Below are 14,313 nucleotides of genomic sequence, written 5' to 3' on the forward strand. Positions count from 1 at the left end.
GGCGACATTCATTCCGCCCTATCGACGCGTCGACCTGTGCCAGTCCTGGAATCTCGCTCGTGATGCCGAGGCAGAAGTACGGCACACGCCTCAGGATGGCTTGGCGCTCATCCTTTGCCAGCTTCGGTCCCTAACCCGATGAAAACAGAATCTTAACTTCCGCATCGGCCTTTCTTTAGGCTTCGTGCAGCAAAGGAGCTACAGCATGTGAAGGACTCCCTATGGGTGTATCTCAAACGCGTGTGAGGACCAGAACGAGGACTAGAGCACGTTTCATTAAGTAAACTCGAGCGGTGATTCGAGTCCGATTGCTGGCCAAGGGCCTATGGTGGTTGATGACGCCTTGGCTATTGCCGAGGCGAGTTCGAGTGCGCCGCGCAAATATGGAAGCAGCGCAGGCTGCGGCATTCCGTGATGCGCAAATGCAGCAAGGCCTGCAATTGGTTCGGGATAGCTTGGCTCGCACAGCCGTTTCTACTGAGACGTTGAACGCGAGCGGAACGGACAAGCTGGCCGAATTGAACAGAGCCGCAGGCGGCGATGCGGCATTCCTGTCACCCTGGCCTCGCCAGGATCAAGCAGAAATCGAGGACGTCTGGTCGGCCGCCAGGTGGTGCATCGACTTGGCGAGATTGCACCCGGAGTTTCATGGGGTACTGCCTCGCAGGGTCGCAGGTCCGGGGAGAGAGGGGCTCCAGTGGACGCCAGAGGGCGAAAAGGCGTTGGCTTCGCTTTCGCCACGCGCTTTTTCCTGCGTGACGGAGTTGCTCGAGAATGACCCTTCGTCCCGTGCCAGGCAGGTCTTCCTGTTTCAACAAGAACTCCGGTCGCTGGTGCCGCACGGCTTGACTCCGGCAGGTTGGCCGCACCTATTGCCTTGGTTCATGCGCTATGGCTTGGCGGCTGGCAAATTGCGCGTCGAGGAAATCTGGTGGCTTTTTCTTGAAGCGGCTCGAGACCCCCGACGTGAACTTATGCTGGCTCATGCGTTCACGCCTGCATGGCAGCAGAGGCACCCGGGGGGGGCGACTGTATTCGGGCGCGAGAAGTTTGTCGCTTGGTTCGCCGCTGAATATGCGGCCTCCGGAGAGTGGCTGAATACCGCGACCTGGCCGGAGTGGGAGAACCCTGCTTCACAGATTAGGACCGCCTATGTCGCCACGGAGTCATGGAGGACAGCTCAGCCCAATGCATTCGCCGATGCTTCGCGGGCCAGTGCGCTGGTTGCTTGGTTGGCGTCGCCAGCAAGCCCGTTGTCCGAGGCGCTGCGCGCATGGTGCGCCAAGTTCGATCCGTCGATCCTCGGTGCGGAGCTGGCCAAGCCGGGCGTCAACGTCATCGGTCATTTCTGCTACCCCTCCGGCCTTCGGGTGTCTGTCGAATCGCTGGTGACGGCGTTGGGCTTGAACGAGGTGGCAACTTCATTGCGCGACATCAGGACCGACGCGAAAGACGATCCCTGCCACGCCGACTTCCATGGTCTGGAAAGCCATGACATCACTGTCGTTCACGTGCAGCCCGAGCCATTGCTCGATACGGCTTACGAGCGTGCGGATCTCTTCGAGCGGTTGCCGCGTCCATATCGGATCGGTTACTGGTATTGGGAGTTCGATTCCATTCCCGACTCATGGGTCACGCACGCTCAGAAGGTGGATGAAGTCTGGGCGGCCACCGAGTTCGTCGCGCGCGGCCTGCGCGAACGCATCTCCGTTCCGGTTCGTACCCTGTTCCCCGGCGTGCAACTGGCGCCTTATGCGCGACGCGGCAAATCGCACTTCGGCCTGAGTGAGAAGCCCTATACCTTTCTCTTCGTGTTCCACATGATGAGCGTGATGGAGCGAAAGAACCCGCTGGGATTGATCCGTGCATTCAAATCGGCCTTTGGTGAAGACGAGGGCGCTCGCCTTGTGCTCAAGACGTCCTTTGGCGATCGACACCCTGAGCAGTTCGATGTTTTGAAGAAGGCCGCGGTCGGCGCCAACATCGTCCTCATCAATGAGGTCTACACTCCCGACAACCTCCTGTCGCTGATGGACGCGTGCGATGCCTACGTGTCGCTCCATCGAAGCGAGGGCCTTGGGTTGACGATGGCTGAAGCGATGCTCATGGGCAAGCCGGTGATCGCGACCAACTTCTCCGGCAACGTCGACTTCATGGATGAGAGCAACAGCCTGCCTGTTTCATACAAGCTCGTGAAGCTGGGGCAGGCCATTCCGCCCTACGACGCCGATCTGGAATGGGCTGAGCCCTCTGTGGAACATGCCGCCCAGCTCATGCGGCGCGTCTACGACGATCAGGGTTGGGCGCGTGAACTTGGAGCGCGGGCCAAGGAAAGTGCCGAAACCAATCTGTCGCTGCAAAGAGCTGGGAGGAAGATCAGGCATCGCCTTGAAGAGATCAAGGCAATGCGAGGGAAATCGCAGGCGGACTGAAGCGCGTGGGTGCTTGCCCGCTATCGGCGCGGGACACGCGCTCGTTACTGCTCCACGATCCGCCCGTGCTCCAGGTGGATCACCCGGTTGCACTCCTTGGCGATCAGCTCGGGCGAATGTGACGCGAGCACCAGGATGCCGGATTTCGAGACCACATCCCGCATCCGCTTCTCGGCCTTCTCGGTGAATTCCGCGTCGCCCACGGAGAGCCATTCATCCATCAGCAGGATGTCGGCCTCGACGCTGGTGGATATCGAGAATGCGAGTCGCATCATCATGCCGGTCGAGTAGGTCCGCACCGGCATGTTCACGTACTCGCCGAGGCCGCTGAATTCGCAGATCTCTGGAGTCAGACGGTCGATGTCCTTCTTGCTCATGCCCATCACAAGGCCGCGCAGCATGATGTTCTCCACGCCCGTGGCGTCCATCTCGATGCCCAGCGAAGGGTCGATCAGGCTGGCCACCGTGCCCTGGCGCGCGAATTCGCCTGAAGACGGCTCGTAGACTCCGGCAAGCGTGCGCAGCAGCGTCGACTTGCCCGCCCCGTTGTGGCCGACGAGGCCGAGCCGGTCTCCGCTCTTCAGCTCGAGGTTGATGCCGCTGAGCGCCTGCACGACAGTCACGCCCGTTTCCTTGCCGAATCGGCCACCGGTCACAGAAGCTGCAAGGGTCTTCTTGAGCGAGTTCGCGCCGGCCCCGTAGATCGGGAAGTTGACGGCGACGTTCTTGAGGGAAATGAATGCCATGGATCAGAGCCAGTAGACGACGCGGCGACGGTACTTCGAGAAAATCAGGATGGCCAGGGTCAGGCAAACCGCCGTCCAGAACAGGATGCCGATCCAGCTGTGGATGTGCGCGGTGCCGCCCATCAGGGGCGTGCGAAGCAGGTCGAGCATCTGCGCGAAGGGGTTCCACAGCACGTACTTGGCGCGGCCGGGGAGGTTCTCGGGCAGCCAGAAGACCGGCGTGAGAAACATCAGCATCTGCATCACGCTGGTGATGATCTGGGTGACGTCGCGGTAGCGTGTGCAGATCAGCCCCAGCAGCAGGCCGAGCGCATGGGCGTTGATGATCAGGATGGCAAAGGCCGGCAGCACGAGCAGCACCGACCAGGACAGCGACACGCCAGCCCAGATCGCCACGGGTATATAGAGCACGATCTGGTGAGCGAACTGGATCAGGTTGCGTGCCAGGCTGCGCCAGACGAACAGGCTGATCGGAAAGTAGCCCTGCTTGAGATAGTTGGACGACCCGATGAACGCGTTGCAGGCGTCCGTCACGATGCTGGAGAAGAAGCCCCAGAAGATGATGCCCAGCGCCAGGTGAGGGAAGAAGCGGGAGAGATCGGTGCCGAACAGCGAACTGTAGAGCGGCCCCATGCCGGCGATCATCACGCCCATGCTCAGCGTGAGCCACATCGGCCCGAGCATGGAGCGGCGATAGCGCAGGACGATGTCGAACCAGGCGAGGGTCCACCAGATGTCTGTGCGGCGGGTGCCCTGCCACCAGTCTGACAGGGCGCTTCGATGAAGATTGGAGTGGACTTGACTCATGTACGGCCGTAGGTGTCTGCGAGGCGGACGATGTCGTCCTCGCCCAGGTACCCGCCGCATTGGACTTCGATGAGCACCAGTTCCTCATCGCCGATGTTGGTCAGGCGATGTTTTTCCTTCAGGGGAATGTAGCGATATTGACCGGGGAGGGTTTCGTACTCGGTTTCTCCGATCTGCACGATGCCACGGCCCTGAACCACCACCCAGTGCTCGGCGCGCTGGTGGTGATACTGCAGCGACAGCGCCTCGCCGGGTCGCACCGTGATGCGTTTGACCTTATAGCCCTCTTCTTCCTTGAGCGATGCGTAGGTTCCCCAGGGACGATGGACCACGGGCGGAAGGTGCACCGTCTCGTGCTTGCGGGCCTTGAGCACGTCGACGACCTTCTTCACCTTCTGCGCGCTGTCCTTGTGAAGCACCAGCAGCGCATCGGGTGTGTCGACTATCACGAGGTCGCGGACCCCCACGGTGGCAACGACCTTCGGGCCATAGCTCTCGACCTGTACGTGCGTGCCCGTCGTATCCAGAGCAACGACGTCGTCGGGGAGGGTATTGCCGCTGGCGTCAGGCGTCAGCGCATTGGAGACTGCGGGCCAGGAGCCCACGTCGCTCCAGCCGAACTTGGCCGGGACGACATGCACGTTGGAAGCGTGCTCCAGCACCGCGTAGTCGATGCTGATGTCCGGCTGCAGGCCGAACGCGTGCAAATCGAAATTGACCGAGTTGCCTGCGGACTTCGAGGTTTCCATCGCATGCCGCGCCGCCCGGATGACATCGGGCGCATGCTTCTCGAGTGCCGCGATGATCGTGTCGGCCGTGAAGGCGAACATGCCGCTGTTCCAGTAGTAACGTCCCGTGGCCAGGTACTTCTGCGCGGTTTCGAGGTCGGGCTTTTCCACGAAACGCTTGACCGCCTGGCTCTCGCGCGAGACATGCTCGACTTCGATGTAGCCGAAGCCGGTATCGGGGCTGGTGGGGCTCACGCCGAACACGACGAGGTTGCCTTCCTGTGCCAGGCGGAAGGCTTCGGTGGCGCTGGCGACAAAAGCCTCCACGTCCGGGACGAGGTGGTCCGCGGACAGGACAAGCATCACCGTGTCGCCGCTGAACTGGCGAGCACACTGAAGTGCGGCCAGCGCAATTGCCGGGCCGGTATTGCGCCCCTTGGGTTCGAGGAGGAAAGTCGTCGATGGCGGATCGCTCATCTGCCCGAGCACGTCCTTCGTCAGGAACAGGTGATCCTTGTTGGTCACGACCATCAGGTCACCGGTGCCGCAGGCCTGTCCGCGTTCGACGGCCTGTTGAAGCAGCGTGGAATCGCCGAGCTTCATGAAAGGCTTGGGAAAGGCCTGGCGCGAAGCAGGCCAGAGCCTGGAACCGGCGCCTCCCGAAAGCACCACAGAGAGTAACCTCATCGTTTTCCTTTAGCTTTTTAACCGGCCAATTTTAAGGGAGCCCCCCGGAGGGCTTGGCGGGACGGACGAAACGTCGGCCTTCGGCCCTCTTGTTGCAGCTGGTTGCGCAGATAATCCCCTGCCGCAAGGCCCGCGACGCTAGGTTCCGGCATCGCCCCGGCTGATTCAGCTTTTCCTCAAGGCTCCGCCCGCATGCCGCGAGGCGGTGCCCAATCTCTTTATGAAATCTGTCTATCGATTCATCCTCGGCCTGGCCGGACTCTGGCAAGGCCCCGGAATGATGGGGCGCGTGCAGCGGGCATGGCGAATGTTCAAGAAGTCGGGCTGGCCTGGCATCCGCTGGGAGCTGGGCCGGCGTTTCGGGGGCTACAACGACTACACGAAGTGGGTGCAGCGTTACGACACCCTGACGCCCGAGCTGCGCGAGAAGATCACCCAGCGTGTGGCCGCAATGAAGGATCGGCCGCTGATTTCGGTCGTGATGCCCACCTACAACCCCAACCCGGCTTGGCTGCGCGAGGCCATCGAGTCGGTGCGCAGCCAGATCTACCCGAACTGGGAGCTCTGCATCGCGGACGACGCCTCGCCATCGGCGGAAGTGCGCGAGATCCTCAAGTCGTACAGCGAAAGCGACCTGCGCATCAAGGTCGTGTTCCGTCCGAAGAACGGCCACATTTCGGCCGCTTCCAACAGCGCGCTCGAACTGGTTTCCGGCCCCTGGGTAGCGCTCATGGACCACGACGACCTGCTGCCGGCCCATGCGCTCTTCTGGGTGGCCGATTGCATCGCGGCCCATCCCGACGTGAAGCTGATCTACTCGGATGAGGACAAGGCCGACGAGGGCGGCCACCGCTTCGGGCCCTACTTCAAGTCCGACTGGAACGTCGATCTCTTCCGTTCGCAGAACATGTTCAGCCACCTGGGCGTGCTCTCGACCGAGCTCATGCGCTCGGTCGGCGGCTTTCGCGTGGGCATGGAGGGCTCGCAGGACTGGGACCTGGTGCTGCGCTGCATGGAGCGGGTCGAGCCGGGCCAGATCCGCCACATTCCGCGCGTGCTGTACCACTGGCGCGTGCACGTCGAAAGCACGGCCAAGTCGATGAATGCCAAGCCCTATGCCGCCCTCGCAGGGGAGCGTGCGCTGAACGAGCATTTCGAGCGCACGGGCGTGCGGGCCACCGCCGAACACCTCGATTTCGGGTATCGCGTGCATTACGCCTTGCCCGATGTCTTACCGTTGGTTTCCGTGATCATCCCGACGCGCAATGCCCTGCAGCTCACGCGGCAGTGTGTCCAGTCGATCCTGGAGAAGACGAGCTATTCGAACTACGAGATCATCATCGTCGACAACGGCTCCGATGATCCGGACACCCTGGCCTGGTTCAAGCGTATCGCCTCCGAAAAGCCCAATGTCCGCGTGCTGCGCGACGACCGCGACTTCAACTACGCGGCGCTGAATAACGGCGCGGTATCGGTTGCCAATGGCGAGCTCGTGGCACTGGTCAACAACGACATCGAAGTCATCACGCCTGATTGGCTAGGCGAAATGGTCAGTCTCGCGCTGCAACCGGGCGTCGGGGCAGTGGGTGCGCGGTTGTGGTTCCCGAACAGGACGCTGCAGCACGCTGGCGTGATCCTCGGCGTAGGCGGCATTGCCGCCCACTCGCATCGCCGCATGCCGATGGGCCGTGAAGGCTATGCCGGCCGCGCGGCGCTGATCCAGACGCTCTCCGCGGTCACTGCGGCCTGCCTCGTGATCCGCAAGAGCCACTACCTGGAGGTTGGCGGGCTCGATGAAGTGCATTTGAAGGAATCCTTCAACGACATCGACTTCTGCCTGCGCCTGCGCGAGGCGGGCCTGCGCAACGTGTGGACGCCCTATGCGGAGCTGTTCCACTACGAGTCGGCCACCCGCGCCAAGGACGTTTCGCCTCAGAAGCAGGCCCAGTTCCAGGAAGAAGCTGCATACATGCACGAGCGCTGGGGCGACCTGATCCAGAACGACCCCGCCTACAGCCCCAACCTCATGCTGGCCCGCGAAGACTTCAGCTACGCCTGGCCCCCTCGCGTGGCGCCGGTCTGATCGAGGTCCGATGCCTCTCGCAGTCTCCGTCGCCCTCTGCACCCGCAACGGCGCACGCTATCTCCCCGAGCAGCTGCGCAGCATCTGCGCACAAGAGCCGCTGCCGCAAGAGATCGTCGTGTCCGACGACGGCTCCACCGACGACACGCTGGCGGTGGTGCGCGACATCCTCGCCCAGTGCGGCGTTGCCGACCGCATCGTGCTGCGCGTGTTCAGCAACTCCCCGCCGCTGGGCGTCACGCGCAATTTCGAGCAGGCGGTGCGCGCCTGCAGCCACGACCTCATCGCGCTGTGCGACCAGGACGACGTCTGGCACCCCGGGCGGCTGGCGCGCATGGTGGCGCAGTTCGAGGCGCGGCCCGATCTGCTGCTGCTGCATACCGACGCACGCCTGGTCGACGGCGATCTTAAGCCGCTGGGCTCCACGCTCTTCCATGCGCTCGAGGTGCAGCCGGCCGAGTTGCAGGCCATCGCGGGCGGCGAGGCCTTTGGCGTGCTGCTGCGCCGCAATCTGGTGACCGGTGCGACGACGATGTTCCGCAGGAGCCTGCTCGATGCGGCGCTGCCGTTCTCGCCCGAGTGGGTGCACGACGAGTGGCTCGCCGCTATTGCCGCTGCCACGGGCCGCATGGACGTGCTGCCCGAGCCGACCATCGACTACCGCCAGCACGGCAACAACCAGATCGGCGCGCGTCGGCTGACGCTGTCCGAGAAGGTGGCGAAGGCTTTCGTGGAGCGGGGCGACAAGCATGTGGCGCGGCTGCGCCGGGCCGAGGCGCTGCTGCGGCGACTGGAGCAGCTCGGCGACCGGGTACGGCCGGGCTGCCTGGATGCGCAGCTCGCCAAGGTTGCGCACCAGCGGTTCAGGGCCGAGTTGCCGGCGGCGCGTCCGCTGCGCGTGCTCCCGATCCTCCTGGAGGCCGCGCGCGGCCGTTATGAACGCTTCGGCCGTGGCAAGCAGGCCATCGTGCAGGACGTTTTCGAGCGCGGCTGACCGTCCCGGCTGAAGGGCCGGCTAGCGGCCCTGCAGTCGCAGGTATCGCCAGAACGAGGCCGACAGCCACACCTTCAGCAGGCTGGTCACGTGCCAGTACAGGTACTTCCTGCTGCGGTGGCTCTCGCGCTGCGCATCGTGCCGGGCGAGCAGGTTCTCGCCCACCTGCAGCTTCCAGCCCGCCAGGCGGGTGCGGGCGCAGATGTCGAAGTCCTCGCCGTACATGAAGAACTTCTCGTCGAAGCCGCCGACCTGCCGGTAGGCCTTGCTGCGAAAGAGCATGAACAGGCCTGGAATCCATGCCGGCACCGTCGGTCCCACGTAGCCGGGCTTCTTTCTTCCGACGATTTCCAGCGGCGTAAGCAGCGCCCGGTGTGGTTCGGGCTCCGTCTTGCCGGGTTCCAGGATGCGCGGCGTCAGCAGGCCGGCGTCCGTCGCGGCCTGCGCGAGCAGTGGCGACAGCACGTCGTTGTCGAAGCGGATGTCGGGGTTCAGCACCAGGAACCACTCGGTGCCGCAGCGTTCGAAGGCCTGGTTGTGATTGGCCCCGAAGCCCTTGGGGCTCGCGTTCTCGATCCGCTCCACCCTGAAGCCCCAGCTGCGGCCGGCAAGAACGTCGGCCTCGGGGATGTTCAATGTAAGCAAAACCTTGTCGATGACGGCGCGGCTGTGCCTGTCCAGCTGCTCCAGCAGCGGCAGCACCAGCGCGAGCTGGCCGTGGCTCACGATCGAAATGGTGATGCGAGGGCGGGAGGAGGAGGGCGTGGGCATGGTCTAATTTCGCCCGGGAATTCTAGGGTTCCCCAAACCCCACACATGATTGCTCTGATCGTCATCAGTTTCTTCGTCGCCGCCTTCTCGGTCCAGGTGTTCATGCGACGTGCGCGGCGGCATGCCCGCATCTACGGCGCCGACATGCCCCAGCGCTTCCACAAGGGCCACGTGCCGCGCCTGGGCGGCGCGGGCATCCTGATGGGCATGGGCGTGGCCTGGCTGGCTGCCGGCATCACCGGCACCGACCCGTTCAACGTCTCCTGGCCGGTCGCGACCTCGATGCTCACGCTGGTGTGCATCCTGCCCGCGGTGCTCGGCGGCATCGTCGAGGACGTCACCCAGCGCGTGAAGGTGCGCTACCGGCTGGGGCTGACCATCGGCTCGGCGCTGCTGGTTTGCTGGCTGCTGGGGCTGGGCGTGGCGCGCACCGGCTTCGAGACGGTCGACGGCTGGCTGGCGATGGTTCCCTATGCCACCGTGCTCTTCGCGGCCCTGGCGATCGGCGGCCTGCCGCATGCCTTCAACATCATCGACGGCTACAACGGGCTCGCGGGCACGGTCGCCGTGCTGGTCTGTCTGGCAATCTCGCACGTGGCGCTGCAGGTCGGCGACCGGCAGCTGGCGGCCATGGTGGTCTGCCTGGTCGGCGCCACCTTCGGCTTCCTGGTGTGGAACTACCCGCGCGGCAAGATCTTCGCCGGCGACGGCGGTGCCTACGTCTGGGGCATGGTGATCGCCGTGGCCTGCGTGACGCTGGTGCAGCGCCATCGCGTGGTGTCGCCGTGGTTCCCGATGCTGTTGCTGATCTACCCGGTGTGGGAGACGCTGTTCTCCATCTACCGCAAGCTGGCGCGCGGGCAGTCGCCGGGCACGGCCGACGCGCTGCACTTCCACCAGCTGATCTTCCGACGCATCGTGCGCGTGGCCTTCGCGGACGACGAGGCCCGCCAGCTGCTGGCGCGCAACAACCGCACCTCGCCCTACCTGTGGATGTTCGCGGCCCTGTCGGTGGTGCCGGCGGTGCTGTTCTGGAACAACACGATCGTGCTGATGTTCTTCTGCCTGCTGTTCGTGACGACCTATGTCGGGGCGTACCTGATGATCGTGCGCTTCAAGGTCCCGCGCTGGCTGAGGCCGTGACTGGCAAACCCCCAGGCTTCGCGCGCTCAGTGTCGCGCGCCTTCCCTTTTGCAGGGGGGCAACACCGGTTCCACGGTGTTCCCCGCGCAGTCAGCCGGCTGTCACCGGGATTGCGCGAGAATTTGAGCCTCACCTGATCGTCCACCGCTTCGGAGCCTGACCGCCCATGACCGACCCCGTCCTCAACATCCCCCCGCGCGACAAGGCCGAGATCCTGGCCCAGGCGCTGCCGTACATCCGCAAGTTCCACGGCAAGACCATCGTCATCAAGTACGGCGGCAACGCCATGACCGACCCGGCGCTGCAGGCCGACTTCGCCGAAGACGTGGTACTGCTCAAGCTGGTGGGCATGAACCCGGTGGTGGTGCACGGCGGCGGCCCGCAGATCGAGGCGGCGCTGAACCGCCTGGGCAAGAAGGGCAGCTTCATCCAGGGCATGCGCGTGACCGACGCCGAGACCATGGAAGTCGTCGAGTGGGTGCTGGCCGGCGAGGTGCAGCAGGACATCGTGGGCCTGATCAACCAGGCCGGCGGCAAGGCCGTGGGCCTGACCGGCCGCGACGGCGGCCTGATCCGCGCGCAGAAGCTCAAGATGGCCGACCGCAACGATCCCAACCTGCACCACGACGTGGGCCAGGTCGGCGACATCGTCTCCATCGACCCCAGCGTGGTCAAGGCGCTGCAGGACGACGCCTTCATCCCGGTAGTCAGCCCCATCGGCTTCGGCGAGGAGAACGAGAGCTACAACATCAACGCCGACGTCGTCGCCGGCAAGCTCGCCACCGTGCTCAAGGCCGAGAAGCTCATGCTGCTGACCAACACGCCCGGCGTGCTCGACAAGGACGGCAAGCTGCTCACCAACCTGAGCGCCCGCGAGATCGACGACCTGTTCGCCGACGGCACCATCTCCGGTGGCATGCTGCCCAAGATCGAAGGCGCGCTCGACGCGGCCAAGAGCGGCGTGAACGCGGTGCACATCATCGACGGCCGCGTGCCGCACGCGATGCTGCTGGAGATCCTGACCGACCAGGCCTACGGGACGATGATCCGCGCCCGTTGAGCCCGGCGTGGGCGCGTGCTCACTGCGCTGTGCGAGAATCAATTGATTACATCTTTGCACGCGCTCCCATGCAGAACGAAGAGACGACCAGTGCTTCCGGCGTAGAGACTCCTGCGGAAACGACCACTCCCCCGGCGCGCAAGCGCCCCAAGCCGGGCGAGCGGCGCGTGCAGATCCTGCAGGCGCTCGCCTCCATGCTGGAGCAGCCGGGCGCAGAGCGGGTCACCACCGCCGCGCTGGCCGCACGGCTCGAAGTGAGCGAAGCTGCGCTCTATCGCCATTTCGCGAGCAAGGCCCAGATGTTCGAGGGCCTGATCGACTTCATCGAGCAGAGCGTCTTCACGCTCGTCAACCAGATCCTCGAGCGCGAAGGCGCCACCGGTGCCCAGCAGGCCGCCCGCATCCTCACGCTGCTCGTGCAGTTCGCCGAACGCAACCCCGGCATGACCCGCGTCATGGTGGGCGACGCGCTGGTCTACGAGAACGAGCGCCTGCAGCAGCGCATGAACCAGTTCTTCGACAAGATCGAATCCACGCTGCGCCAGGTGCTGCGCGGCGCCGCCGCGGCCGACGGCTCGGCCACGCCCAGCGTCGACGCCCAGGTGCGCGCCGCGGCGCTCACGGCCTTCGTGGTGGGGCAGCTGCAGCGCTTCGCGCGCTCGGGCTTTCGCCGCGCGCCGTCCGAGCACCTGGAAGCGACGATCGCGCTGATCGTCTGACGGGGTACCCTGCAGGGGCCCTGGCCGGCTCGCCTCGAGCTCTCGGGCGGAGTAGCATCGTCCAGCCCCTCGCCGCCAGCCCAGGTGGCGAGCCGATGGTTGCCCCGATTGCCTCGACGGAGGGCGCATGAGCCATGGCACGGTCGGTCCGATGGAGCCCCGCCTGTGGCGGGTGTGCGAGCATGCCTGACGCGGCGCGTGGCCCCCAAGGTCTGCGGACCATCCTCCTCACGACGGTGGCCATGCTCGCATTCGCGGCCAACTCCCTGCTGTGCCGGCTCGCGTTGCAGCACAAGGGCATCGACCCCACGAGCTTCGGCAGCGTCAGGCTCGTGGCGGGAGCGCTCATGCTGGGGCTCATCGTGCGCTTCAGGGCGCAGCCGCAGGCCTCGCCGGCTCGCGTGGACTGGCTGGCCGCCGTCATGCTGTTCGGCTACGTTGCCTTCTTCTCCTTCGCCTACCTCAGCCTGCCGGCGGGCACGGGTGCGCTGATCCTGTTCGGCGCGGTCCAACTGACGATGTTCGGCGTGGGCCTGCGCTCCGGCACCGAGCGCTTCGGGGCGCTCGCATGGCTCGGCTTCGCGATGGCGGCGGGCGGGCTCGTCTACCTGGTGCTGCCGGGCATTGCCGCGCCGCCGCTGCTGGGCGCCGCGCTGATGGCGGTCGCTGGCGTGGCCTGGGGTGTGTATTCGCTGCGCGGCCGTGGCGTGGCCGATCCGCTGGCTGCCACCGCGCGCAACTTCACGCGTGCGGTGCCGCTCGCACTGGCGCTGAGCCTCGTGTTCGCGGCCAGCGCCCGCGCGGACGCGACCGGCCTCGTGCTCGCTGTCGCCTCCGGTGCGCTGACCTCAGGGCTCGGCTACGTGGTCTGGTACGCGGCCCTGAGCCGCCTCGGCGCCATGCGCGCGGCCACCGTGCAGCTGTCGGTGCCGCTGCTGGCGGCGTTCGGCGGCGTGCTGTTCCTGTCGGAGGCGATCACGCCGCGGCTGGCGGCGGCCTCCGTGGCAATCCTGGGCGGCATCGCGCTCGTGCTCGGCCAGAAGGCGCGAAGCGCCCGTCCTTAGGCTGGATGGCCGGCCAGGGGCTACGAGACCTGCACGCCCACCTTCGCGCCCGCCGCGACGATCTCCCCCCAGGTCGCATCGTCCACCCAGATCCCGTCCGTGCGCCGCGCCGATCGCGCCTTGCGCTCCGGCTCGCCCGCGATCTGCACTTCCTCGAAGCCCTGCCCGGGCGGGCTCTGCCGCAGCCAGGCGACGAACTCGCGGGCTTCCTCGTCGAAGGATTTCTGCGTGCCCAGCTTCGCCGGGTCGATCAGCACCGTGAGCATGCCGTTGAGCACGGTGCGCGCCGTGTCCGCCTGCCGATGCCAGGTGCCGCCGCCGGTGAGCGCGCCGCCGAGCAGCTCGCAGGCCACGGCCATGCCGTAGCCCTTGTGCTCGCCGAAGGTCATGAGCGCGCCGAAGAGGCCGTTGCCCTGCGGCACCACCACCACGCCGGGGTCGTTGGTGGGCGCGCCTTTCTCGTCGATGAGGTAGCCGTCGGGCACGCGCTCGCCCTTGTTGTGCGCCACGCGCATCTTGCCCTGCGCCACGCGGCTGGTCGCGTAGTCGAGCACGAAGGGCTCCGCGCCTGCGAGCGGAATGCCGATGCAGCACGGGTTGGTGCCGAAGCGCCCGTCGCCGCCGCCCCAGGGCGCGACCACCGGCCGCGAGAGCACGTTGACGAAGTGCATCGACACCAGCCCCTGCGCCGTCGCCATCTCCGCGAAGTGTCCGATGCGCCCCAGATGGTGCGCATGCGCCAGCGTGAAGATGCAGCTGCCGTGCTGCTTCGCCCGCGCGATGCCCAGTTCCATCGCCTGCACGCCGACGATCTGGCCGTAGCCGTGCTGGCCGTCCAGGCCCATCAGCGTGCCGATGTCGAGGTTCACGCGCACCGCGGCGTTCGGCTTCAGGCCGCCCTCGGCCACTGCGTCGACATATCGAGGCAGCATGCCCACGCCATGCGAATCGTGCCCGCTCAGGTTGGCAAGCACCAGGTTGGCCGCCACCTGCCGGGCCTCGGCGGGCGAGCTGCCCGCGGCTTCGAGGATGCGGGCGACGGTGGCCTGCAGGTGGTCGGCCTTGAGCGTATGGGACAT

General features: G+C 65.6%; 12 protein-coding genes. 7 read left to right on the forward strand and 5 right to left on the reverse strand.

The window, feature by feature from the left end:
- Window positions 1-422: 422 nt before the first annotated feature.
- Entirely contained in the window at window positions 423-2,432 is a 2,010-nt protein-coding gene (locus ABL843_RS04120) for a glycosyltransferase family 4 protein (RefSeq protein WP_418119074.1), read from the forward strand.
- A 44-nt stretch (window positions 2,433-2,476) separates the two neighbouring features.
- On the opposite strand, the gene ABL843_RS04125 is transcribed toward ABL843_RS04120, so the two are convergent.
- Genes ABL843_RS04125 through ABL843_RS04135 form a run of 3 tightly spaced genes read right to left on the reverse strand, consistent with a single transcriptional unit; the run spans window position 2,477 to window position 5,400 of the window.
- Window positions 2,477-3,178, reverse strand: a complete 702-nt coding sequence (locus ABL843_RS04125; protein ID WP_418119075.1) for an ABC transporter ATP-binding protein — start codon at window positions 3,176-3,178, stop codon at window positions 2,477-2,479.
- 3 nt (window positions 3,179-3,181) lie between these two features.
- Window positions 3,182-3,985: an ABC transporter permease gene (locus tag ABL843_RS04130; RefSeq protein ID WP_418119076.1), complete on the reverse strand. Its 804-nt coding sequence runs from the start codon at window positions 3,983-3,985 to the stop codon at window positions 3,182-3,184.
- On the reverse strand, window positions 3,982-5,400 hold the full coding sequence (locus ABL843_RS04135) for a mannose-1-phosphate guanylyltransferase/mannose-6-phosphate isomerase (protein WP_418119077.1): 1,419 nt from the start codon (window positions 5,398-5,400) through the stop codon (window positions 3,982-3,984). The genes ABL843_RS04130 and ABL843_RS04135 overlap by 4 nt, the downstream gene beginning before the upstream one ends.
- A 220-nt stretch (window positions 5,401-5,620) precedes the next feature.
- On the opposite strand from ABL843_RS04135, the gene ABL843_RS04140 reads away from it, so the two are divergent.
- Both ABL843_RS04140 and ABL843_RS04145 read left to right on the forward strand, forming a co-directional pair.
- Window positions 5,621-7,483 carry a glycosyltransferase family 2 protein gene (locus ABL843_RS04140; RefSeq protein ID WP_418119078.1) on the forward strand — a complete coding sequence of 621 codons (1,863 nt, stop codon included), beginning with the start codon at window positions 5,621-5,623 and terminating at the stop codon, window positions 7,481-7,483.
- 10 nt (window positions 7,484-7,493) lie between these two features.
- Window positions 7,494-8,477 carry a glycosyltransferase family 2 protein gene (locus ABL843_RS04145; RefSeq protein ID WP_418119079.1) on the forward strand — a complete coding sequence of 328 codons (984 nt, stop codon included), beginning with the start codon at window positions 7,494-7,496 and terminating at the stop codon, window positions 8,475-8,477.
- Window positions 8,478-8,498: 21 nt separating this feature from the next.
- Here the strand turns inward: ABL843_RS04145 and ABL843_RS04150 are convergent, their stop codons facing one another.
- Window positions 8,499-9,248 (reverse strand): glycosyltransferase family 2 protein, encoded by a 750-nt coding sequence (locus ABL843_RS04150; RefSeq protein WP_418119080.1) that lies wholly within the window; start codon window positions 9,246-9,248, stop codon window positions 8,499-8,501.
- A 45-nt stretch (window positions 9,249-9,293) separates the two neighbouring features.
- On the opposite strand from ABL843_RS04150, the gene ABL843_RS04155 reads away from it, so the two are divergent.
- The 4 genes from ABL843_RS04155 (at window position 9,294) to ABL843_RS04170 (ending at window position 13,234) form a co-directional block, all read left to right on the forward strand.
- Entirely contained in the window at window positions 9,294-10,391 is a 1,098-nt protein-coding gene (locus ABL843_RS04155; RefSeq protein ID WP_184634494.1) for a glycosyltransferase family 4 protein, read from the forward strand.
- 166 nt (window positions 10,392-10,557) lie between these two features.
- On the forward strand, window positions 10,558-11,451 hold the full coding sequence (gene argB, locus ABL843_RS04160; protein ID WP_093207312.1) for an acetylglutamate kinase: 894 nt from the start codon (window positions 10,558-10,560) through the stop codon (window positions 11,449-11,451).
- 68 nt (window positions 11,452-11,519) lie between these two features.
- The gene (gene slmA, locus ABL843_RS04165) at window positions 11,520-12,170 is read left to right on the forward strand and encodes a nucleoid occlusion factor SlmA (protein ID WP_126021561.1); all 651 of its coding nucleotides are present in this window, start codon (window positions 11,520-11,522) and stop codon (window positions 12,168-12,170) included.
- 182 nt (window positions 12,171-12,352) lie between these two features.
- Window positions 12,353-13,234: a DMT family transporter gene (locus tag ABL843_RS04170; RefSeq protein ID WP_418119081.1), complete on the forward strand. Its 882-nt coding sequence runs from the start codon at window positions 12,353-12,355 to the stop codon at window positions 13,232-13,234.
- Window positions 13,235-13,254: 20 nt separating this feature from the next.
- Here ABL843_RS04170 and ABL843_RS04175 read toward each other — a convergent pair whose 3' ends face one another.
- On the reverse strand, window positions 13,255-14,313 hold the full coding sequence (locus ABL843_RS04175; RefSeq protein WP_418119082.1) for a malate/lactate/ureidoglycolate dehydrogenase: 1,059 nt from the start codon (window positions 14,311-14,313) through the stop codon (window positions 13,255-13,257).

The sequence above is a fragment of the Variovorax sp. 350MFTsu5.1 genome (assembly GCF_048302515.1).
Classification (GTDB): domain Bacteria; phylum Pseudomonadota; class Gammaproteobacteria; order Burkholderiales; family Burkholderiaceae_C; genus Variovorax; species Variovorax guangxiensis.